The 19,236-nt window shown below is 65.2% G+C and carries 22 protein-coding genes, 1 tRNA gene and 1 rRNA gene; 11 read left to right on the top strand and 13 right to left on the bottom strand.

Annotated elements, in window-relative coordinates:
* Positions 1 to 361: 361 nt before the first annotated feature.
* The 3 genes from AC1DV8_RS22330 (at position 362) to AC1DV8_RS22320 (ending at position 1,880) form a co-directional block, all read left to right on the top strand.
* On the top strand, positions 362 to 568 hold the full coding sequence (locus tag AC1DV8_RS22330) for a cold-shock protein (RefSeq protein WP_477150039.1): 207 nt from the start codon (positions 362 to 364) through the stop codon (positions 566 to 568).
* Between the two features lie 392 nt (positions 569 to 960).
* The gene (locus AC1DV8_RS22325; protein ID WP_477150040.1) at positions 961 to 1,215 is read left to right on the top strand and encodes a hypothetical protein; all 255 of its coding nucleotides are present in this window, start codon (positions 961 to 963) and stop codon (positions 1,213 to 1,215) included.
* Positions 1,216 to 1,484: 269 nt separating this feature from the next.
* On the top strand, positions 1,485 to 1,880 hold the full coding sequence (locus tag AC1DV8_RS22320) for a DAK2 domain-containing protein (RefSeq protein ID WP_477158974.1): 396 nt from the start codon (positions 1,485 to 1,487) through the stop codon (positions 1,878 to 1,880).
* Here the strand turns inward: AC1DV8_RS22320 and AC1DV8_RS22315 are convergent.
* A tRNA-Met gene (locus AC1DV8_RS22315) sits at positions 1,851 to 1,927 on the bottom strand. The two genes, AC1DV8_RS22320 and AC1DV8_RS22315, sit on opposite strands and share 30 nt — an antisense overlap.
* A 142-nt stretch (positions 1,928 to 2,069) precedes the next feature.
* Positions 2,070 to 2,891 carry a hypothetical protein gene (locus AC1DV8_RS22310; protein WP_477158973.1) on the bottom strand — a complete coding sequence of 274 codons (822 nt, stop codon included), beginning with the start codon at positions 2,889 to 2,891 and terminating at the stop codon, positions 2,070 to 2,072.
* Positions 2,892 to 3,027: 136 nt separating this feature from the next.
* Between AC1DV8_RS22310 and AC1DV8_RS22305 the strand changes: the two genes are divergently transcribed.
* From AC1DV8_RS22305 to AC1DV8_RS22295, 3 genes are all read left to right on the top strand, one after another.
* Positions 3,028 to 4,065 carry an aldo/keto reductase gene (locus AC1DV8_RS22305; RefSeq protein WP_477158972.1) on the top strand — a complete coding sequence of 346 codons (1,038 nt, stop codon included), beginning with the start codon at positions 3,028 to 3,030 and terminating at the stop codon, positions 4,063 to 4,065.
* A 363-nt stretch (positions 4,066 to 4,428) separates the two neighbouring features.
* Complete coding sequence (locus AC1DV8_RS22300; RefSeq protein WP_477150044.1) at positions 4,429 to 4,641, top strand: hypothetical protein; 213 nt, start codon at positions 4,429 to 4,431, stop codon at positions 4,639 to 4,641.
* Between the two features lie 67 nt (positions 4,642 to 4,708).
* Positions 4,709 to 5,395 carry a DUF599 domain-containing protein gene (locus tag AC1DV8_RS22295; RefSeq protein WP_477150045.1) on the top strand — a complete coding sequence of 229 codons (687 nt, stop codon included), beginning with the start codon at positions 4,709 to 4,711 and terminating at the stop codon, positions 5,393 to 5,395.
* A 13-nt stretch (positions 5,396 to 5,408) separates the two neighbouring features.
* Here the strand turns inward: AC1DV8_RS22295 and AC1DV8_RS22290 are convergent, their stop codons facing one another.
* The 3 genes from AC1DV8_RS22290 to AC1DV8_RS22280 form a co-directional block, all read right to left on the bottom strand.
* Positions 5,409 to 6,416: an MraY family glycosyltransferase gene (locus tag AC1DV8_RS22290; RefSeq protein ID WP_477158971.1), complete on the bottom strand. Its 1,008-nt coding sequence runs from the start codon at positions 6,414 to 6,416 to the stop codon at positions 5,409 to 5,411.
* A 164-nt stretch (positions 6,417 to 6,580) separates the two neighbouring features.
* The gene (locus tag AC1DV8_RS22285; protein WP_477158970.1) at positions 6,581 to 7,876 is read right to left on the bottom strand and encodes an SEL1-like repeat protein; all 1,296 of its coding nucleotides are present in this window, start codon (positions 7,874 to 7,876) and stop codon (positions 6,581 to 6,583) included.
* Positions 7,873 to 8,727, bottom strand: a complete 855-nt coding sequence (locus tag AC1DV8_RS22280) for an alpha/beta hydrolase (protein WP_477158969.1) — start codon at positions 8,725 to 8,727, stop codon at positions 7,873 to 7,875. Before AC1DV8_RS22280 ends, AC1DV8_RS22285 begins: the two co-directional genes overlap by 4 nt.
* Positions 8,728 to 8,781: 54 nt before the next feature.
* Between AC1DV8_RS22280 and AC1DV8_RS22275 the strand changes: the two genes are divergently transcribed.
* The 3 genes from AC1DV8_RS22275 (at position 8,782) to AC1DV8_RS22265 (ending at position 10,172) form a co-directional block, all read left to right on the top strand.
* Positions 8,782 to 9,186, top strand: coding sequence for a (2Fe-2S)-binding protein (locus AC1DV8_RS22275; protein ID WP_477158968.1), 405 nt, complete (start codon positions 8,782 to 8,784; stop codon positions 9,184 to 9,186).
* Positions 9,152 to 9,637: a bacterioferritin gene (bfr, locus tag AC1DV8_RS22270; protein WP_055046419.1), complete on the top strand. Its 486-nt coding sequence runs from the start codon at positions 9,152 to 9,154 to the stop codon at positions 9,635 to 9,637. Before AC1DV8_RS22275 ends, bfr begins: the two co-directional genes overlap by 35 nt.
* A 124-nt stretch (positions 9,638 to 9,761) precedes the next feature.
* A complete protein-coding gene (locus tag AC1DV8_RS22265) occupies positions 9,762 to 10,172 on the top strand; it encodes a VOC family protein (RefSeq protein WP_477158967.1) in 411 nt (136 codons plus the stop codon).
* A 95-nt stretch (positions 10,173 to 10,267) separates the two neighbouring features.
* Here the strand turns inward: AC1DV8_RS22265 and AC1DV8_RS22260 are convergent, their stop codons facing one another.
* Positions 10,268 to 12,001, bottom strand: coding sequence for a tetratricopeptide repeat protein (locus AC1DV8_RS22260; protein WP_477158966.1), 1,734 nt, complete (start codon positions 11,999 to 12,001; stop codon positions 10,268 to 10,270).
* Between the two features lie 80 nt (positions 12,002 to 12,081).
* Positions 12,082 to 13,062, bottom strand: coding sequence for an aldo/keto reductase (locus tag AC1DV8_RS22255; protein ID WP_477158965.1), 981 nt, complete (start codon positions 13,060 to 13,062; stop codon positions 12,082 to 12,084).
* A gap of 138 nt (positions 13,063 to 13,200) precedes the next feature.
* Between AC1DV8_RS22255 and AC1DV8_RS22250 the strand changes: the two genes are divergently transcribed.
* On the top strand, positions 13,201 to 14,046 hold the full coding sequence (locus AC1DV8_RS22250) for a hypothetical protein (RefSeq protein ID WP_477158964.1): 846 nt from the start codon (positions 13,201 to 13,203) through the stop codon (positions 14,044 to 14,046).
* A 14-nt stretch (positions 14,047 to 14,060) separates the two neighbouring features.
* Here AC1DV8_RS22250 and AC1DV8_RS22245 read toward each other — a convergent pair whose 3' ends face one another.
* The 5 genes from AC1DV8_RS22245 to AC1DV8_RS22225 all read right to left on the bottom strand — a co-directional run bounded on the left by AC1DV8_RS22245 (position 14,061) and on the right by AC1DV8_RS22225 (position 17,904).
* Positions 14,061 to 15,065, bottom strand: a complete 1,005-nt coding sequence (locus AC1DV8_RS22245; RefSeq protein ID WP_477150054.1) for an alpha/beta hydrolase — start codon at positions 15,063 to 15,065, stop codon at positions 14,061 to 14,063.
* A 78-nt stretch (positions 15,066 to 15,143) separates the two neighbouring features.
* Positions 15,144 to 15,623 (bottom strand): DsrE family protein, encoded by a 480-nt coding sequence (locus AC1DV8_RS22240; RefSeq protein ID WP_477150055.1) that lies wholly within the window; start codon positions 15,621 to 15,623, stop codon positions 15,144 to 15,146.
* Positions 15,592 to 16,158, bottom strand: coding sequence for a hypothetical protein (locus AC1DV8_RS22235; protein WP_477150056.1), 567 nt, complete (start codon positions 16,156 to 16,158; stop codon positions 15,592 to 15,594). Before AC1DV8_RS22235 ends, AC1DV8_RS22240 begins: the two co-directional genes overlap by 32 nt.
* Positions 16,159 to 16,216: 58 nt before the next feature.
* A complete protein-coding gene (locus AC1DV8_RS22230) occupies positions 16,217 to 16,978 on the bottom strand; it encodes an ABC transporter permease (protein WP_477158963.1) in 762 nt (253 codons plus the stop codon).
* Positions 16,975 to 17,904 (bottom strand): ABC transporter ATP-binding protein, encoded by a 930-nt coding sequence (locus AC1DV8_RS22225; protein ID WP_477158962.1) that lies wholly within the window; start codon positions 17,902 to 17,904, stop codon positions 16,975 to 16,977. Before AC1DV8_RS22225 ends, AC1DV8_RS22230 begins: the two co-directional genes overlap by 4 nt.
* 169 nt (positions 17,905 to 18,073) lie before the next feature.
* Here AC1DV8_RS22225 and AC1DV8_RS22220 point away from each other — a divergent pair, with 169 nt between their 5' ends.
* The gene (locus AC1DV8_RS22220; RefSeq protein ID WP_477158961.1) at positions 18,074 to 19,078 is read left to right on the top strand and encodes an ATP-dependent DNA ligase; all 1,005 of its coding nucleotides are present in this window, start codon (positions 18,074 to 18,076) and stop codon (positions 19,076 to 19,078) included.
* A gap of 80 nt (positions 19,079 to 19,158) precedes the next feature.
* On the opposite strand, the gene rrf is transcribed toward AC1DV8_RS22220, so the two are convergent.
* Positions 19,159 to 19,236 (bottom strand): 5S ribosomal RNA (gene rrf, locus AC1DV8_RS22215); the annotation flags it as partial.

Here is a 19,236-nt window from a genome sequence, read left to right as displayed (position 1 = left end):
CTGCATTTAAGCAAGACTGTGTACGATTTCGCACAGAGAGCGACGCGGCGATATTGACAGCGTCGCGCCTGATAAAGCTGTCGATGCCCGTGCCGCATCGAAGTAGTAAATGGTGCGCAGCTGGCCTGGCCGAAGCACGGTGAGCGTGTCCGACCCTAATTCCGGCGCCACCTTGTTCTCGGCGCAATTCATCCCTATATAGCCGCCATACGTTACGGCCATCTTTGGCTTCTGATCTGCCGGCTTGCCGGTTGTTTGGTTCCCCTGAATTGCGAACGTCTAGACCCCCTGCGCGTGTTGCGCCGGAGGAACGAGTGCGTTCGCCCGCCGGGCGTCCCCTCACAATCGAAAGTAAACCGTCATGATCAATGGCACCGTGAAATTCTATAACTCCACCAAGGGCTTCGGCTTCATCGCTCCGGCCGATGGCAGCAAGGACGCATTCGTCCACGCCACCGCGCTGGAAGCAGCCGGCATCATGGGCCTGGCCGAAGGCCAGAAGGTCACCTACGACCTCGAGAGCGGCCGGGACGGCAAGCTGTCCGCGACCAACCTTCAGCTCGCCTGATCGATCCGCCGGGCCTACCGTCAAGGCAGGCCCGGCACACGTCTCCCGGTTTCGGTTGAGGCGTTCAACGAGAGGCCCGCATCTGACGATGACCGGCCCACAAGAGAACACATGGCACATCTGAACTACCAGGCTCGCGCCGAGCTCTATCTCGGTCGCGACTGGCAAACTGCCACGGCCCAGGGCCCTCGGGCTTTCCGGGTCGCGGCACACGCCTTGCGCTTCGCCTTCGAGGAAGTTGCACCCATCAGCCTGCGCGGCGCCCGCCTACGGGTCGGAGACCGCGTCTATGCCGGTAGCGCCTTGGCGCGCCTCTACCGGAGCGGCGATTACCCGCTGCAACGCAAACCCACCGGCCGCCTCCGCGGCTCATCGCCCCGAAAGGACACGACTTGGAAAACTTCAGCTACACCGCCTCCGCCGAGCTCTATCCCAGCCGCCGCTACGCCAAGTCGGCCCGGGAGCAGTATCGCCGCTTCAAGACGGCCGCCGAGGCCATCCAGTACATCGTGGAAGACCGCCCCGCAGCCTGGCTGATCGGCACCTTCCTCGAGGTCGACGGACGTCGCTTCGATGGCAACGCCATCCGCGCCCTTTACGAGGCGGATGGCTATCCGCTAGAGCGCCAGCAGGCCGCTGCCGCCTAACCTCTCGGCCCTTTCCTCCTGAACCCCGATCGTGCAGACATCGCCAGTGTCGTGCTGCATGAATCTGCGCCGCCCCGGCGCGGGGTTCCGGGAGGACAGGCGATGAGGAAGCTCATCAACGATATTCCTTCGATCGTCCGTCAGTCGCTCGAAGGCCTCGCGGCCCTCCATCCCGGGCTGGCCTTGCTCGGCAACCAGAACACACTGGTACGCGCCGACCTCGCTGCAGCTGCTGCGCCAGCGCGGCGTCATCGTCGAGCGCGCCTATTGTGGCACCTTCCTCACCGCCATCGCCTGGGCGGCGCGCCGACGCTGACGACCACACCATGCTGGACGCCCTCATCCCCGCCGCCACTGCGATGACCACTGGCAGCATCGCCGACCAGCTCGACGCAGCCGCACAAGCAGCGCGCGACGGAGCAGCCGGCACCGCCGCGATGCAGTCGCGCCGCGGCCGCTCGAGCTATATCGACGATCGCGCCCTCGGCCATCCCGACCCCGGCGCAGTAGCAGTCGCGATGTGGCTGGAAGCAGCCGCCAGGCCGGAGCTTGAGCGGATCCGCTGTTCCCCTGCCGACTTGTACGGCCCAGAAACGAAAAACCCCGCTTTCGCGGGGTTTTCCAATGCCAAGCTTTGGTTGCGGGGACAGGATTTGAACCTGTGACCTTCAGGTTATGAGCCTGACGAGCTACCGGGCTGCTCCACCCCGCGTCAGATATCAAAGCCTTGGCTTTTTGCGTCTTTCGAGTGCGACCATCGCCGCCGACGCAGGGGGTATATAGGGGGTGATCCGGCTTACCTCAAGGCAAAAAGCGATCAGCGTGACAGTTTTTTGACCAGCGGTGCGGATGCCCTACTGGGCGGCGGGCGGCGCGTCTTCTCCGGCGGGCGGAGCCGCACCGTCCGAGGGGGCTTCCGCCTCGGGCGGGGCCGTGGCCCGGCACCCCACCCCGAGTTCGCGATAGAGCTTGTTGCCGGCGGCGACCAGCTGGCTGCGTGCCACTTCGAGACCACGCCGGCTGGCGCGCGGACCCAGCGCTTCCGGGCGCTTGGCGACGTCCTTGCCCAGTTTTTCGAGATAGGGCACGAACAGCTGGATCGACTGCATGGCCGAGATCACCTGCGGGCACTTACGGCTGATTCCGGCCGCCACTGCGGCCGCGAGGTTGGCTTCGGCGGCGTCCCGCGCCTCGATCACCGCCTCGGTATATTCGGCCGTCTGGATCTTCACCGGCACCGCATAACGCGGTTCGCTCGCCTTGTCGGCCGGCATCTGAAAGCCGACGCAGCGGCGGCTCAGCCACTCCTCGGCGCGGACCCGGGCGGCAAAGGTGATGACCCGCGACTGCACGATATGCGACTTCAGCACCAGCACGTCCTTTGCCGGCTTGCCGATCAGCGCCGCGTCCGCCTCGTCCAGCAGGCGATAGCCCAGCGCAAACGAGTTCGCTGCCCGGATCAGCTCGGCGCAGTCATTGCTCTGCGCCGCCGGCTGCAGCTTGATCGTGTCCTGCCCGACCGAGCGGGTAACGGCACCGATGAACTCCGCCAGTTCCTTGAGGCTCATCTTGCCCAGCCGCGCGATGTCGGGGTCGGATTGCGCCTGCGCCGGGCCAGCAGATAAACCGCCTAGTATGAGGCAAAGGGCGGCGAGCAGCTGCGTCAGCTTGGGCACGGGCAATATCCTTGAAGTGTCGCGCGCAATCTCTCCGATCCTCGCCCCCGGCGCAACCTCGGCTCGAACCATCGGAGGGATTGTCTCAGCCGGTATCGCCACTTAGGGTGCGCGCCGCATTCGAGGGGCTTTTCCGATGAAGATGAAGACACTTGGCCGCACCGACATCTCGGTGTCCGAAATCTGCTTGGGCACCATGACCTGGGGCAAGCAGAACACCGAGGCCGAGGGCCACGCGCAGATGGATTACGCCATCGAGCACGGCATCAACTTCTTCGACACCGCCGAAATGTACGCCGTGCCCCCCGATGCCTCGACCTACGGCAAGACCGAGGAGATCATCGGCACCTGGTTCAAAAAGACCGGCAAGCGCGACAAGATCGTCCTCGCCAGCAAGGTCGCCGGTGGCGGCCGCCCCTGGGTGCGCAACGGTCGCGGCATCGATGGCCCGAGCGTGCGCGAAGCGGTGGAAGGCAGCCTCAGGCGCCTGCAGACGGACCGCATCGACCTCTACCAGATCCACTGGCCGCGCCGCGGGCACTACCACTTCGAGGGCTCGTGGGATTACAACCCCTACCTCCAGGACCGGGAGGCCGTACTCCCCAACATGCTCGAGGTCCTGCAGGTGATGGGCGAGCTGGTGCGCGAGGGCAAGATCCTGCATTTCGGCCTCTCCAACGAGAGCGCCTGGGGCACCATGCAATACCTGAAGCTCTCGATGGAGCTGGGCCTGCCGCGGGTGCAAACCATTCAGAACGAATACAATTTCCTGCGCCGCTACTACGACATGGACCTGGCGGAACTGGCCTTCCACGAGGATGTCGGGCTCCTCGCGTATTCGCCGCTGGCGGCGGGCGCCATCTCCGGCAAGTACCTCGGCGGCGTGCTGCCGGCGGGGACGCGCGGCGCTATTGCCGGCTCCGCCTACCGCAACAACCAGTACACCGAGCCGGCGATCCGGGCTTACATCGCGCTCGCCGAAAAGCACGGGCTCGACGTCAACCAGATGGCCATCGCCTTCTGCTTGACCAAGCCGTTCATGACCTCGGTGATCATCGGCGCTACCACCATGGACCAGCTAAAGGTCAACATAGCTGCCGCAGATATCGAGCTGTCCGAGGCTGTGATGAACGAAATCCAACAGATATTCATGCGCTACGCGCGCACCTTGTAGAGCGCGTGTCGACAGGCCGGTGCGAGCCGACCCCCACCCCCGGTCCCCTCCCCCTAAGAATGGGGAGGGAGACGAAACGCCGGCATCAGTGTGAGGGTCTCCCTCCCCCTTGCGGGGAGGGGACAGGGGTGGGGGTCCACTACCACCGGCCGCGCCGCCCTATTTTACCTGCCCCAACCCCCACGCAAATCGCTTCCCCCTCACGCCCGCGATTTGGCATCTCAATTCTCGACCAATCCGATAGTCTTTGTTATTCTACTTCGCATACGCCGGGGGTCTCCTCCTCCCTTCTCCTGGCGGGCAATGCGGCCCTGCCGCCTCCCCCTGTGGGCGGCGGGGCCGACCAAAACGAGGAGTGATGACGTGCTGCACTTTGTCGGAATCCTGACCCCGCGCGACGACCTGCCGCCGGGCGACGATCGCCAGAAGCCGTTCTTCGGTCCTGAATGGCGCCTGACCCGCACCGAGCGCGATGCCGCGGTGCTGGATGGCAAGTGGCCGCTGCCCAGCGACGCGCCGGCGGACCGCAACGAAGGCATGCGCTTCGTTTCGATGCTGTCTCCGCCGTTCATCTGAGCCAGTCGCCAACGGCGTCGGTGGCGCTATAAAGGAGCACCCGAATCTCCGAGGGCTCCGGCGCGCCATGACGCTGTTTGCGACACTTTTTCCGCTCTTCTGCTGGTTCGCCTATAACTATGGCGTCCCGCTGCTGGAGCGGCACCGCCCCTCGCTATCGGTGATCATGTCGATGCAACGGCGGCGCTGGGTGGCGAACGCGGTAAAGCGCGACACCCCGCTCGATGCCATCCTCGCCGGCAACCTGATGGGCTCGGTGAGCTTTCTCGCCTCCACTTCGGTGCTGCTGGTGCTGGCGGTGTTCACCGCCTTCGGCAACCTGACGGCGCTCACCGACACGCTGTCGACTGTCGGCCTCAAGGCCAGCTACAGCACCCAGGACGTGCAGATCCACCTGTTCGCGACGCTCGCCATCTTCGTGCTGAGCTTTTTCGCCTTCACCCTGGCGCTGCGCCAATTCAACCACTTCTGCATCCTGCTCGGCGCCATCGAGCATTCCGAGCACGTCGCCCGCGACGAGATCGACGGCATCGCCCAGCTCAACACGCTCGCGGCCAAGAACTTCAACAACGGCATTCGTGCCTACTACTTCGCCGTGCCGATGGTCGCCTGGTTCGCCAACGAGTGGCTTGCCGTTGCCGCCAGCGTCGTGACGGTCGGCTTCCTCATCCACCGCGAGTTCTTCTCCACCGCCCACCGCGTCGCGGCGTCCATCGCCGTGCTGGCGAGCCGGCGCGAGAAGGAACACAGCTGACGAGCCGACCGCGCTAGCGCACCTTGAGCAACACAGCGTAGAGGATCGCCGAGACGATCAGGTGGGCGATGACGAAGCGCACCAGCACCTGCGACCCGGTCCAGCCGACCTCCTTGCGAAAATGATCGTGCAGCGGAAACCGCACGCGCCCAAACACCAGCACCTTGAAGAACCGCTTCAGAGCGACCTTGGCGATACCGGTCGAACCGTTGGCAAGGATGACGAACCCGACGACCACGATGAGCAGCACATTGTGGCTCGCACAGACCAAAACGCCGATCAGCAGGCCCAGGGGGCGTGACCCCGCATCCCCCATCAGCACGCTGCTCGGCGGGGCGTTGTGCCAGAGGTAACCGGCAACGCACCCCACCATGATGAAGGCGAGGCTCGCCCACAGGCCGGCGCGCGGATCGAACGGGATCAGCAGGTATTCAGCGGTCGCCTTGTCCCCGACCACGCCGTAGAGGAGGAACGCCAGGAACACGAGGGAGACCACGCTCAGGCTGCCTGACAGGCCGTCGACGCCGTCGCTGCAGTTCGTCGCGTTGATCGATATCCAGATCGTCCCCGTGAAAATCAGGAAGACTGCAAACGGCGGCAGCACGAAGGATCCGCTGATGAGGGGCAGCCAGAGCGCCAGGGACCCCTCTGCGTTCAGCAGCAGCCACGCCGATAGCCCGGCAACCAGCAGATCGAGAAAGGCCAGCCGGTATTCCGACAGGCCGCCTGTGGCGTCGTCCACCAGCCCGATGACCGAGGCGAGCAGCATGACGCCGACGAACAGCAGCGCATCGAGCCGCCACGGAACGAACAGGAACACCGCGAGCGCGAACACTGCGACGAAGAACAGGCCGGCCCCCATGGGCTTGCCGACGCTCTTGTCGGCATCGACCGCAAACGCGCGGCCGCGATCCTTTGGCAAGAGGTGCGCAACGCGCGGGATGCCCAGCACCGTAATGAAGAATGCCAGGCACGCCCCGGAGGCGATCAGCAGCATGTCCGACCGGAGCAACCGAAACACACCGATCGCCGGCGACAAGACGTCTGATATCCAGGGGAACAACAACCGACTCCAGCGTGATGCAGCACGAACACTGCATGAGCGCTCCCTTTGCCGCAACGGCTCGGGGCACCCCAGTTGGACCCACTCTCAACGAGCGGGGACGAACGGCTAGGCAGCCCTAGCTAGTTGTCGATCTTGCTCTTGGGATAGGTCTTCACCGTCGGCGTCTCGGTCGGCGCCTGCAGCGTCGCTTCCAGGCGCCGGTGATTGTCCGCCCCCGGCTGATACCCGAGTTCGGCCGCCTGCTGGTAGAGCTCCAGCGCCCTCGTGGTATCCAGCGTCACCCCGAGCCCATTCTCGTAGAGATGGCCGAGATTGTTGAGCCCCACCGGGTTGTACTGGTCGGCCGCCTGTTGCGTGAAGCTCAGCGCCTTGCCGTAGTCGAGCACGCCGCCATGGCCATCGAGATACATCAGCCCCAGGTTGGCCGCCGCATCCGCATTGCCGTTCTGCGCGGCCTGGCGGTAGTACTGCCTGGCCAGGGCGGAATCCTGCGCTACGCCCACGCCGTCTTCATAGAGCAGCGCCAGGTTGAACTGCGCCTGCGCGATCCCCTGGTCGGCCGCCCGCTGGTACAGCGCCACTGCGCCCTCGAGGTCGGGCTTGGTGCCGTAGCCATTCTGCTTGAGATAGCCCAGCGCGTTGATGGCCAGCGCGTAGTTCTGGTCGGCCGAAGCCTGGTAGAGCGCTACCGCCCGCTCGTAATCCGCCTCGCCCAGCGCCCCGGTCTCCTGAAGCTTGCCCAGATTGAACTGCGCGCGGGCATCGCCGCGATCGGCAGCCCGCTGATACCAGGCGGAAGCGGCGACCAGGTCGCGATCGAGCCCCAGCCCGTCGGCATACATCGAACCGAGATTGGCCATGGCGCGCGGCAAGCCCTGCTCGGCGGCGCGACGATACCAGCGCGCCGCCTCGGCATAGTCCTGCGCAACGCCCTCGCCGTAATCATAGGAGAGCCCCAAGCTGTCCTCGGCCGGGGCGAAACCGGCATCAGCGGCAAGCTTCAACAGCTCGGCGCCGCGGGTCATGTCCTGCTCGATCCCCTGCCCGACGATCAGGATGTCACCGAACAAGGTCTGGGCCAGCGGATTGCCGGCAGTCGCCGCCGGCTCGAGATAGGTCACGGCCTGTGCGGAGTCGCCGGATGCGTCATAGGCCCGGCCGAGCCAGGCCTTCAGCGGCGCCGATTCCGGAGCTTCGGCCAGCGCGGCGGTACAGGCTTCGATCGCTGCCGCCGTATCGATGGCGCTGCTGTCCATCCCCGTTTCGGCATAGCCCGTCTCGTACTGGCTCGCCGCCTTGGCAGCACAGGCATCGAACAACTCGGTGGCGAACGCCGGGGCCATGCCGGGCCCGAGCGCCAGCACGGCGCCGCCCACCAGAGCTCGTTGCAGCAAACTCAACCGCAGCCCACTCATCGCGTCACTCCCTGCTCACCCGCTCCGATCATAGCGTTGCCGTCCCGTCGCGCCAGCCGCAATGTGCGCTCGAGGAAACCTGCGACCTCTCCGGCGAGGCTGGACCGGCGGGTGAGGAGGCTCCCCAGTTCCAGCAAGGTCGAAGGGTGGGTGAAACGCGGATAGTGCCGCTCCACCACCATCACGCCGTGCTCGCGCAGCCGCCGCGCCAGCGCCACCGTATTGTGCGGACCCACGACGGTGTCGCCGTCGGCGCTACCCAGGAACATCGGCGGCGCCGCCCCGGTGACGAGGTTCACCGGCTGCGTCTTCAGCTGGTCGGCAGCCCCGCTGAAGGTGCGAATGGCGATCGGCACGTCGAACGGGTGGAAGTCATAGGGACCGGACAGTCCGACTACTGAGCGGATCGCGCCGGCCACCCCATAGGCGGGCTCCAGCGCCAGCATCACGGCGTTATACGCACCGGCCGAGTGCCCCAGCAGCGCCAGCCGCTTCTCATCCCCGCCGAATTCGGCAGCGTGTTCGAGCGTCCAGCGCGCTGCTACCGCGCAGTCCTCGAGAAACACCGGATACTCCACCTCCGGCAGCACCCGATAGTCCGGCACCACCACCAGATAGCCGAGCGCTGCAAGCCATCGCGCGGCGAAGGCGAAATCGCGCCGGTCACCCTCGTTCCAGGCGCCCCCGTATATGAACACCACCACCGGCACCGGTCCTGCGGCAGCTACCGGCCCATAGATATCGAGCCGCTGCTTGGGCCTGTCACCATAGGCAAGACCGGCGGCGAGACGGCGCGACCGGCGATCCTTCGGGCTGGCGAAGTTGAGGAGGCCGACGAGAGAGAACGACATGCAAGAGACCCTACGAGTGCCCGAACAGATACGCACGGGGACGGCGATGGTTTCGTGATTCATGCTGCGGCATTATCTGACATTGACAATCAGGTTTCGGCGGCGCTCTATGCCGCCCGACCCTCACAGCCGACGCCCTTTCTGCCCATGCTTGTCTGCCAGTGCAACGTGATCACCGACAGGGAGATCAAGCAGATCATCATCGGGCTGTTGCGTGAGGATCCCTGGCAGATCATCGTTCCGGCAATGGTTTATCGGGAGCTCCAGAAGCGCTGCAAATGCGCCGGCTGCGTTCCGAATGTGGTGGACATTATCATCACGGTAACGGAAGAGTACCACCTCCAATTGGCCGAAAAATCCGCCGAGGCACCTCCTGTGCACGGGCGGCTTTCGGCCATGCGTCGCAAGCGCCAAGGAGGTCGGAATGAAAGGCGAAGCACAGGTCATCGAGCGGCTTAACGAGGCTCTGTTCCTCGAACTCGGGGCCGTGAACCAGTATTGGGTGCACTTTCGCATCTTGTCCGACTGGGGCTACACCAAGCTCGCTGCCAAGGAACGTGCCGAGTCCATCGAAGAGATGCACCACGCCGACAAGCTGATCGAGCGCATCATCTTCCTCGAAGGCCACCCCAACCTGCAGCGCGTCGCGCCGCTCCGCATCGGCCAGACCATCAAGGAAGTGCTCGAGTGCGATCTCGCCGGCGAGTATGACGCCCGCAAGGCCTACAAGGCCTCGCGCGAGCTCTGCGAGTCGTTGGGCGACTACGTGTCGAAGAACCTGTTTGAAGAGCTGCTCGCCGACGAGGAAGGCCACATCGACTTCCTCGAGAGCCAACTGCAGCTGCTCAACTCGATCGGCGTCGAGAAGTACGGCCAGCTCAATTCCGACAGCGCCGACAAGGCCGAGTAAGGTTTCTGTCGCTGACATTTTCGAGCCGGCCGTCCCACCAGGCGGCCGGCTTTTCATTGGCCCGTGATTGACACGTCGTTCTCGTTATGTTCACTTTCGCGCCTCAGTGAGTAAGGAGGCCTGAATGCAGTTCCACGCCGGACGCTTGATCGATCACGTGCACATCAACGTCGCCGACCTCGACAAGGCCGCGACCTTCTACTCCGCCGTGCTCGAAGCCCTCGAACTGCCGCCCGGCAACCGCTCGTCCTACGCCTTCCAGGCCGACGAGCTCTATATCAGCCAGCCCGGACCTGGGCAGCACATCTCCAAAGTCCACCTCGCCTTCCAGGCGCGCGACGAAGCGATGGTAAAGCGGTTCTACGAAGCCGCGCTGAAAGCCGGCGGCGCCGACAATGGCGGCCCGGGCGAGCGGAAATACCACCCCGGCTACTACGCCGCCTTCGTCTTCGACCCCGACGGCAACAACATCGAAGCCGTCATCCACGGCAAGGAAAAGCGCTCAGCCCCCTCGGTCATCCGCGAGCCGGTGTAGCACCGCCCGCGCGGTGATCCTCCCCCGCGTGGCGGGGGAGGGGAGAAAGACCCTCATCCGCCCCGCGGCGACTGCCCTTGGCCTCTAGGAGGACGCTAGCTCTTCGGCCCAGCGCGACCAGTGCCGTATTGCGGCTCTGTCTGGCCCCGCTGGAGATCGGCCAACCGGTCGGTTGCCGCCTGCATGTCATGCTTGGCAGCCGCCCGGTACCACTTCGCCGCCAGCGTCGCATCGACCGGAACACCGCGCCCGTTCTGGTAGGCGACGCCCAGCCCGAACTCGGCCGGCGGAAAGTCGCGCGCTGCCCCAGTCCGATAGAGCGCCACGGCCCGGGCCGGATCCTCGTCCACCCCGTGCCCCCACAGCAGCAGATCGGCGAGCAGCACCATGCCCGGCGTCCAGTCGCTCAGGGTCGCCGCCTCGAGCAGTGGCGCTGCTTCCGACTGCCGGCCGGCTGCTATCAGCGCCCGTGCGTACCAGGCCTTGTTCTCGAGCGAGTTGCCATCGAGACCTATCGCCTTGTCGCAGGTGGTGACCGCGGTCTCGGCATCGATCTGCTCGATCGGCTTGCCGGTACTCTCGAACCCGGCTTCGTAGGGCGACGCCGCGATCAGCCCGCAGGCCTGCTCGGCCCGCACTTCTGCGGCCCGGCTCTCGCCATAGCTGTTGCCCTGCGCCGCCGCCTGGTCGAACAGCTCGATGGCGCGCGCGAAATCGCGCGGCACGCCGAGCCCGTCGGCATAGATGCTGCCAAGCGTCGTCTGTCCGTAGCTTGCTCCGGCCTCGGCCGCCTGCGCGGCGTAGATCAGCGCCTGCGCGTAATCGAGCGGAACGCCCTCGCCGTAGAGATAAGCCTGCGCGAGACCCACCGTGCCGCCGATTTCGCCCTGGTCGTGAGCGAACGAATAGAGCCCGAAGGCGCGGTCGAAATCCCGCTCGACGCCGCGACCGGTGCTGTACAGCTGCGCCAGGTTAGCGCTGGCCAGCGGATAGCCCTGGTCGGCTGCCATCTGGTAGTAGCGCGCCGCCTCGGCCGCGTCCTCGGTAACCCCGAGCCCGGAATCGTAGAGGTAGCCCAAGTCGTTCTGCGCGTAGGAATCGCCCAGGTCGGAGCCGAGCCGGAACTGCTCGGCCGCCTTGACGTAGTCGATCTCCACCCCCTGCCCGAACTCATAGAGCTGCCCGAGGCCATAGATGCCGATGACGTCGTTCTTCGCCGCGGCGAGCTCGTACCAGTGCTTCGCCTGCTCATAGTCGAGCGGAACGCCCGAGCCGCCGTGATAGAGGTAGCCGAGATTGCCCGCGGCCCGCGGCTCGCCCTGATCGGCGGCACGCTTGTACCAGTCGGCGGCCAGCACATCGTCCTCGTCGATCCCGCGCCCGAGGTCATAGGCATAGCCGAGGCTGAGCTGCGCCGGCGCGAACCCTGCCTCCGCCGCCGGCCGTGTCACTTCGACGGCGCGCGCATAATCGTCCCTGCTGCCATCGCCCAGATCGCCGAACAGCACATCGCCCAACAGCTGCCGCGCCAGCGGACTGTCGGCGGCAACCGCCTCCTCGAGCAGCGGCAGCGCCGCGTCTGTCTCGCCATTGGCCAACAGCGCTCGCGCCAGCCATGCCTTGTTGGCGATCGCATCCGGCGTCGCCTTCACTGCTTCCTCGCAGGCCGGAATAGCGATGGCGGTATCGATCTGGCTGAGCTCGCGTCCGAACCCCGCGTAGCCGGCTTCAAACTGCGATGCCGCCGCCATGCCACAGATCGATGCGGTCGCCCCATCCTTCGCCAACACGCTCGCCGGCAGCAGGATCGCAGCCAGACCGACGATCACCGGCAGAAGTCCATGGCCTACGGACAGACTTTTGCTGTGCTTTGTCACGACCAAACCCTGCTCTTCTACCCCGACGCAACCTAGCGGAAGCTCTGCGCCCCCGTCGAGTGATACGGCGCCTCGAGCCGGGCCACCTCGTCGGCACTGAGCCCCACATCGAGCGCCGCCACCGCATCTTCGAGCTGCGCGAGCTTGGTCACCCCGACGATTGGGGCGCTAACCGGTTGTTTTTGCAGCACCCAGGCGAGCGCCACTTGCGCCATCTTCACCCCGCGCGCTTTGGCGATCTCACCAACCACCGCGTTGATCGCCTGGTTCGCCGCTTCGTCCCGCAAATACAAGGTCTTACCGTAGATGTCGGTCTCCATCCGCTCCGTGCTCTCCCCCCACGGCCGCGCCAACCGCCCGCGCGCCAAGGGAGACCAGGGGATAACCCCGATCCCCTGGTCGATGCAAAGCGGCAGCATCTCCCGCTCCTCCTCCCGCTCGATCAGGTTGAGCTGGTCCTGCATTGAAACGAACCGGGCCCAGCCATGCTGGTCCGACATCATCAGCATCTTCAAAAACTGCCACGCCGCCATCGACGAAGCCCCGATATAGCGGGCCTTCCCTGCCCGCACCACGTCGTTAAGTGCTTCCAGCGTCTCCTCAATCGGCGTTGCCGGATCGAACCGGTGGATCTGGTAGAGATCGACGTAGTCGGTGCCGAGCCGGCGCAGTGAGTTGTCGATCTCGGCCATGATCGCCTTGCGGCTGAGGCCGTGACCGTTCGGCCCCTTGCGCATCTCGCCATGCACCTTGGTGGCGATCACCAGCTCGTCGCGCGGCGCCAGTTCGAGCAGCACCTTGCCCACGATCTCCTCGCTCGAACCGAGCGAATAGACATTGGCCGTATCGTAGAAATTGATCCCGGCCTCCCACGCCGCACGCAGGATCGGACGGCTTTGCGCCTCGTCGAGCGTCCACTCGTGCGAGCCCTGCTTGGGGTTGCCGAACGACATGCAGCCCAGGCAAATCCGGCTGACTTCGAGGCCGCTATGGCCCAGGCGCGTGTACTGCATGGCAAGCACTCCATTGTTTGTGCTGGAGTTTAGCAGCGGCGGGGCGCGCCGGGGCAAGTTCTGTGCGGAAATCGTGCGCCGCCTTGGCGATAATGGCACCGCTGCGCTAGGCTGGCAGCATCAAGGAGGGGCCGTGAGATGCTGATCCGATCGCTCGCGATGGTGGCCCTGTTGTTGGCGCCGATCGCTGCGCCCTTCGCCGTCGCCGCTCCCGTCCAGGCGCAAAGCCAGCAACTCGCCGTGGCCGAACTGATGCGCGCCACCGCGCTCGATGTCGTGTTCACCCAGTTCGGCGCTGCCATTGCCGCCTCGGCGCGGACCGAAGAGATCTCCAGCGACGAGATTTTCCTCAAGCACTGGGAAGCGACGGCGAATGCGGTGTTCGACGCCGGCGACCTGCATCGCCGCCTGGCCAAGGCGCTCGAGGGCAAATTCTCCGCCGACGAGCAGTCGGTGCTGGGAGAGTTCTTCCACTCGGAGTTCGGCCAGCGCATGACGACGCTGGAGCGCTCGGCGGCGCTGCTGGAGCCGGCGGCGCAGGTCGCGGCGATTGCCAAAGGGCAGCAGCTGGTGGCCGCCGCCTCGGTGATCCGGCAGACCCAGATCGACGCGCTGATGGAGCTGGTCTCGGCCGAAATCTCGGCTGCGATGGTCGGCCAGTCGGTGCGGGCGCTGCTGCTCGGGCTTTCGGTGTCGCACCAGCAGGGCGATATCGCGGTGCCGTGGCAGGAGATCGACACGCAGGTCGAGGCGATGATGCCGGGCCTGCTTGCCGATGTCGGTCGCACCCAGCGGGCCATGATGGCCTACGCCTATCGCGACCTCAGCGACGCCGACCTCGACACCTACATCGCTTTCCTCCGCACCCCGGCGGCGCAGAAGTTCTACGCCGTCGCGGCCTATGCGGTGGGCCGCATCATCGCTGACGGCATGTCGGCCTTCGGCGAGGCGTTTGCCGCGCGGATGCAGAGCGTCAACGTCTGACGCGCCAAGCGTGACTACTCGTTGCGTCGGCCGCCATCGATTGGCGCCAGCACGTCATCCATCTTCTTGATGACCTCGGTCATCTCGGTCTCAGGCGGATCGGGCGTGAACACCGGACGCGGCGTACCGGATGGGAAGGCGCCAAAGGTCTGGAAGAACTCGACCACGTCGTTCAGCACCGGCATGCGGAACCGCATCATGGCGCCGAGCGCGATGACCGGCTCGAGATGGCCGAAGCCCTGGTAGTATTTCTCGGTGACCCAGACACCTTGGTCGCGCAGCTTCTTGGCCAGCGCCTCGGAATTCTGCACTCGGACGATCGGGTCGCTGGTGCCGCTGGCGAGCAGCATCGGCGGTGCGTCGGCGGTGACGAGGTTCACCGGCTGGGTGCCCTCGGCGCTCGGCGCCGGGCCAAAGGTGTCGCGCACCTGGTCGTACTCGAATGGGTAGAAATTGTACGGCCCGGAAATGCCGGCAATGGCCCGGATCGGCATGGTCACGTCGTACTCACGGCGGAATGAGGAATCGAGCCCGAGCATCACCGCATTGTAGGCTCCGGCCGAGTGACCGGCGAGAAAGAAGCGCTTCGGATCGCCGTCGTAGAGAGCGATGTTGTCCTGGATCCAGCGCATCGCCTGCGCATTGTCCTCGAGGAATTCCGGGTACTTCACTTCCGGCCACAGCCGGTAGTCGGCGATGACGGTGACGAAGCCCGCCGCAGCCAGCGCCCGCCCGGCGAACTCGTACTCGAACTTGTCGCCGGCCCGCCAGCTGCCGCCATAGATGAACATCACCACCGGCGCGGTGCCTTCGATTTTGTCCGGCACGTAGATGTCGAGTTTCTTCCGCTGCCCGTCGGCATAGGGAACATCGGCGACCTTCTTCACGCCCTGATCCATCGCCTCGGCGATGTTGAAGGGCGAAAAGATCGTCACCTGCGCCAGCGTCGGCAGCACCGAGGCGACAAGCAGCGACAAAGCGAGGGCGAACCGCAGGGCGGTGCTGAAAATCCTGGTCATTCGGGGGCCTGGTCAGTTCCGGAGTCGTGCCGTCCTGATGGCGGAGGAACCTGAAGATTTTGTGACCAGTTCTAGCGATCAGGGCCTCAGATAGGCATAGCCGTCGGCCTGCAGCTGTGCGAGGCGGGTAACGCCGCCCTGATCGACACGGACAAAGCCCGGCAACAGGTCGGAAAGCTCCAGCTTCTGCGCTTCGAGTGTATTGCCGCAGGCCTCGAGCCCCACGCCCTGCCCGGCGGCTTTCGAGAGCTTGCGGGTGAGATCGGGATTTGCCGTGGACTGCCGGAACGCGTTGAGCGCCGGTCCGTGCACCACGAGCACGATGCTCACCTTGTCCGGCCCGCCCATCCCCTCGATGTGGTTGGCGATATTGCCGAGGACGAACGCCACCTTGTCCATGTCGCTGAGGTGATAGGCGACACGCGGCACGGTCGGAGCGGCGGCCCGCGCTTCGCCGTTGAATACCGCGGCGCCCGCAGCAGCCGCGGCGACGAGGCGCGCAACGAGGCCGCGCCGGCTGACCGGCTCATTGGGCAGCGAGGAGGGCTTTGCCGGCATCATCGTACTCCAGCGGCAGGCAATTCTTGAGATCGGTCCGATAGAGCCAGAACACCTTGTCGTCGGTGCCGAAGGCCGCCTCGGCCGGCGGCTCGTCTTCCGATTCCGGATCCCAGGTGCGGGCGCCATAGGGAATCTCGACGGCAATCGAGTCCTTGTCGCGCAGCTTCACGTCGATCTGGCCACCATCGCAGTCGATGCCGCAGCCGAGCAGCTTGTTGCCCTCTTCGTCGAGCCCGCACGAGCCGGACACCTGGAACTGCTCGTCGACGCCGCGGAAGTTGACCCCTATCGACAGCACGTACTGCCGCCCGTAATCGGCATCCTCGGTGCTGTCGACCAGCAGCGTCATCGCGGTGACGTTCTGCGCGTCGTGCTGGCTCAGGTGCTTGGCGTCGTACTGGCGGGAGAAGCAGGCGAACACCCGATCCTTCCCCGGATCGCGGCCGAACAGCATCTCATCGTTCTGCGCCCCGGCGGCGAAAGCCGGACCGGATACGAGAACCAGGCTCAGGGCGAGACAGATGGTGCGCATGATCGACCTCCGCTCGCGAGGCTAATCCTCCGGCGATGAACCGGCAATGAAAGCCGCGCTACGACTTCAGCCGATACCCGGTGCGGAACATCCAGCTGACGATGGCAAGGCAGATGGCGAGGAAGCCGAGCGTCGCCGCGACGCTGACGGAAATGTCGACGTCGGCGATGCCGTAGAAGGCCCAGCGGAAGCCACTGATCAGGTAGACCACCGGATTGAACAGCGACACCGCCTGCCAGAACGGCGGCAGGACGCTCAGCGAATAGAAGGTGCCGCCGAGGAAGGTCAGCGGTGTGATGATCAGCAGCGGCACCGTCTGCAGCTGCTCCATCCCCTTGGCCCAGATGCCGATGATGAAGCCGACAAGGCTGAAGGTGACGGCGGTGAGCACCAGGAAGGCGGTCATCCAGAACGGGTGATCGATGCGGATCGGCACGAAGAACCAGGCCGTCGCCAGCACCAGCACGCCGAGGATGATCGACTTGGTGGCCGCCGCGCCGACATAGCCGACCACCGTTTCGAACGACGACACCGGCGCCGAGAGCAGCTCGTAGATGGTGCCGAGGAATTTTGGGAAGTAGATGCCGAAGGAGCCGTTGGCCACCGACTGGGTCAGGATCATCAGCATGATCAGGCCCGGCAGGATAAACGCGCCGTAGCTCACCCCCTCGATCTCGGTGATGCGCGAGCCGATGGCGGCGCCGAACACCACGAAATAGAGCGAGGTCGAGATCACAGGCGAGATCAGCGACTGCAGCGGCGTGCGGAAGGTGCGCGCCATCTCGAACTTGTAGATGGCCTTGATCGCCTCGAAATTCATGACGCGTCCCTCACCAGGCTGACGAAGATGTCTTCGAGCGAACTCTCCCGCGTCTGCAGGTCTCGGAACCGCACCCCGGAGCTGCCGAGATCGGCAAGCAGCCCGCTGATGCCGCTCCGCTCGCCCCGCGCGTCATAGGTGTAGACGAGGCTCTCGCCGTCGGCGGCGAGCTCGAGCGCATAGGGCTTCAGCGCCTCCGGCAGAGCGTCGAGCTTCTCCTGCAGCGTCAGGGTCAGCTGCTTCTTGCCGAGCTTGCGCATCAGCTCGGCCTTCTCCTCGACCAGCACCAGCTCGCCATGCTGGATGATGCCGATGCGGTCGGCCATCTCCTCGGCCTCGGCGATGTAATGCGTGGTGAGGATAATGGTGGTGCCGGCGGCCCGCAGCCGGCGGATCATCGCCCACATGTCCTTGCGCAACTCGACGTCGACGCCGGCGGTCGGCTCGTCGAGGAACAGCACCTCAGGCTCGTGGCTCAGCGCCTTGGCGATCATCACCCGGCGCTTCATGCCGCCGGACAACTGCATGATCTTGCTGTCCTTCTTGTCCCACAGGCTGAGGTCGCGCAGCACCTTTTCGACGTGCGCCGGGTTCGGCTTCTTGCCGAACAGCCCGCGCGAGTGGCTGACCGTGGCCCAAACCGTCTCGAAGGCGTCCGTGGTGAGCTCCTGCGGCACGAGACCGATCATCTTTCGGCTCTCGCGATAGTCGCGGACGATATCGTGGCCGCCGACCGTCACCGTGCCGGCGGACGGCGTGACGATGCCGCAGACAATGGAAATGAGCGTGGTCTTGCCCGCTCCGTTCGGCCCGAGCAGCGCCAGGATCTCGCCGCGCTCGATTTCGAGGCTGACCGACTTTAGCGCCTCGAAGCCCGTCGCATAAGTCTTCGACAGGTCGGCAATGGAAATGACTGCGTCCGGCATGCTCGCTCCCCCGAAGCTGCGAGCTACAGATATGGGACAGACCGCCCCCGCGTTCAACGAACTGTGAGGTAACTTCGTACTGCCCGGATGGGCAGGGGCGAACTCCCCCGGGAGGACCCGAGACAGCTGGCGGATCGTCGGTTAGCTTTGGGAGGCGAAGGAGAGCGAGATGTCCGCTACCGGCAACGCACCTGCTGAGATCCCGCTTGCGCCGATGGAGGCGCGCGCGGTGGATGAACTGCCCAGCGATGCGGGCTGGCAATTCGAGCCCAAATGGGACGGTTTTCGATGCATCGCAGTCAAACAGGGTGGCGCCGTCGCCTTGTTCGCCAAGTCTGGCAAGCCGCTGGGCCGGTACTTTCCCGACATGGTGGCGCTGCTCGAAAGGCTACCGGCGGGCGACTTCGTGCTTGATGGCGAACTGACCATCCCCGTGGACGGCCAGCTGAGTTTCGATGCCCTGCAGATGCGGCTTCATCCCGCGGCCAGCCGCGTCCAGAAGCTCGCTACCGAACATCCCGCCGTCTACGTCCTCTTCGATCTGCTGCTGGCGCCGGGCGCAAAGCCGCTTGCCTCGCTGCCGCTGACGGACCGCCGTCAGGCTCTCGAGAGCTTCTTCGCCGGCGTTGAGCAGCAGGGCATCAAGCTTTCGCCCAGGACCACGGATCGAGAGGAAGCTGAACGCTGGCTTTCCGTCTCCGGCGGCGACGTCGACGGGGTGATCGCCAAGCGCCTCGATGCCCCCTATGCCGCGGGCGAGCGGGATATGCTGAAGATCAAGCGCATTCGCACTGCCGACTGCGTGGTCGGTGGCTTCCGCTACGGCACCGGCAGCAAGCTGGTCGGTTCGCTCCTGCTCGGGCTCTACGATGACGCCGGCAAGCTGAACCATGTCGGTTTCACCTCGGCCCTGGCTGCGGAGGATAAGCTGCAACTGACGGATCGGCTCGAGGCGCTGCGCGGCGGCAGTGGTTTCACGGGCCGTTCGCCTGGCGGACCGAGCCGCTGGTCGACGGAGCGGACGGAGCACTATGAAGCGTTGCGGCCTGAGCTTGTTGTTGAGGTTTCGTACGACCACGTGAGCGGGGAGCGGTTTCGTCACGGGACGCGGCTGTTGCGGTGGCGTCCGGACAAGCGTGCGGAGCAGTGCCGGCTGGATCAGCTTGGTGGCTAGCTGACAAAGCAAAACCCCGCCGGCTTTCGCGGGCGGGGTTTTGTTGTTCTAGTCGTTGAGAGAACGCATGTTTTTGGCAGACCTGGCAGCGACCTACTCTCCCAAGTCTTGAGACTTAGTACCATCGGCGCAAAGGGGTTTAACGGTCGAGTTCGGGA

This window comes from Devosia sp. P3_B2, assembly GCF_056402875.1.
This window is presented reverse-complemented; position numbering and strand designations above follow the sequence as displayed.

Bases quoted from the DNA above. Each gene is read 5' to 3' on its own strand.
- AC1DV8_RS22330 (WP_477150039.1), top strand. From the start codon at position 362: ATGATCAATGGCACCGTGAAATTCTATAACTCCACCAAGGGCTTCGGC.
- AC1DV8_RS22305 (WP_477158972.1), top strand. From the start codon at position 3,028: ATGAAGATGAAGACACTTGGCCGCACCGACATCTCGGTGTCCGAAATC.
- AC1DV8_RS22295 (WP_477150045.1), top strand. From the start codon at position 4,709: ATGACGCTGTTTGCGACACTTTTTCCGCTCTTCTGCTGGTTCGCCTAT.
- AC1DV8_RS22285 (WP_477158970.1), bottom strand. From the start codon at position 7,876: ATGAGTGGGCTGCGGTTGAGTTTGCTGCAACGAGCTCTGGTGGGCGGC.
- AC1DV8_RS22280 (WP_477158969.1), bottom strand. From the start codon at position 8,727: ATGTCGTTCTCTCTCGTCGGCCTCCTCAACTTCGCCAGCCCGAAGGAT.
- bfr (WP_055046419.1), top strand. From the start codon at position 9,152: ATGAAAGGCGAAGCACAGGTCATCGAGCGGCTTAACGAGGCTCTGTTC.
- AC1DV8_RS22265 (WP_477158967.1), top strand. From the start codon at position 9,762: ATGCAGTTCCACGCCGGACGCTTGATCGATCACGTGCACATCAACGTC.
- AC1DV8_RS22255 (WP_477158965.1), bottom strand. From the start codon at position 13,062: ATGCAGTACACGCGCCTGGGCCATAGCGGCCTCGAAGTCAGCCGGATT.
- AC1DV8_RS22250 (WP_477158964.1), top strand. From the start codon at position 13,201: ATGCTGATCCGATCGCTCGCGATGGTGGCCCTGTTGTTGGCGCCGATC.
- AC1DV8_RS22245 (WP_477150054.1), bottom strand. From the start codon at position 15,065: ATGACCAGGATTTTCAGCACCGCCCTGCGGTTCGCCCTCGCTTTGTCG.
- AC1DV8_RS22240 (WP_477150055.1), bottom strand. From the start codon at position 15,623: ATGCCGGCAAAGCCCTCCTCGCTGCCCAATGAGCCGGTCAGCCGGCGC.
- AC1DV8_RS22235 (WP_477150056.1), bottom strand. From the start codon at position 16,158: ATGCGCACCATCTGTCTCGCCCTGAGCCTGGTTCTCGTATCCGGTCCG.
- AC1DV8_RS22230 (WP_477158963.1), bottom strand. From the start codon at position 16,978: ATGAATTTCGAGGCGATCAAGGCCATCTACAAGTTCGAGATGGCGCGC.
- AC1DV8_RS22225 (WP_477158962.1), bottom strand. From the start codon at position 17,904: ATGCCGGACGCAGTCATTTCCATTGCCGACCTGTCGAAGACTTATGCG.
- AC1DV8_RS22220 (WP_477158961.1), top strand. From the start codon at position 18,074: ATGTCCGCTACCGGCAACGCACCTGCTGAGATCCCGCTTGCGCCGATG.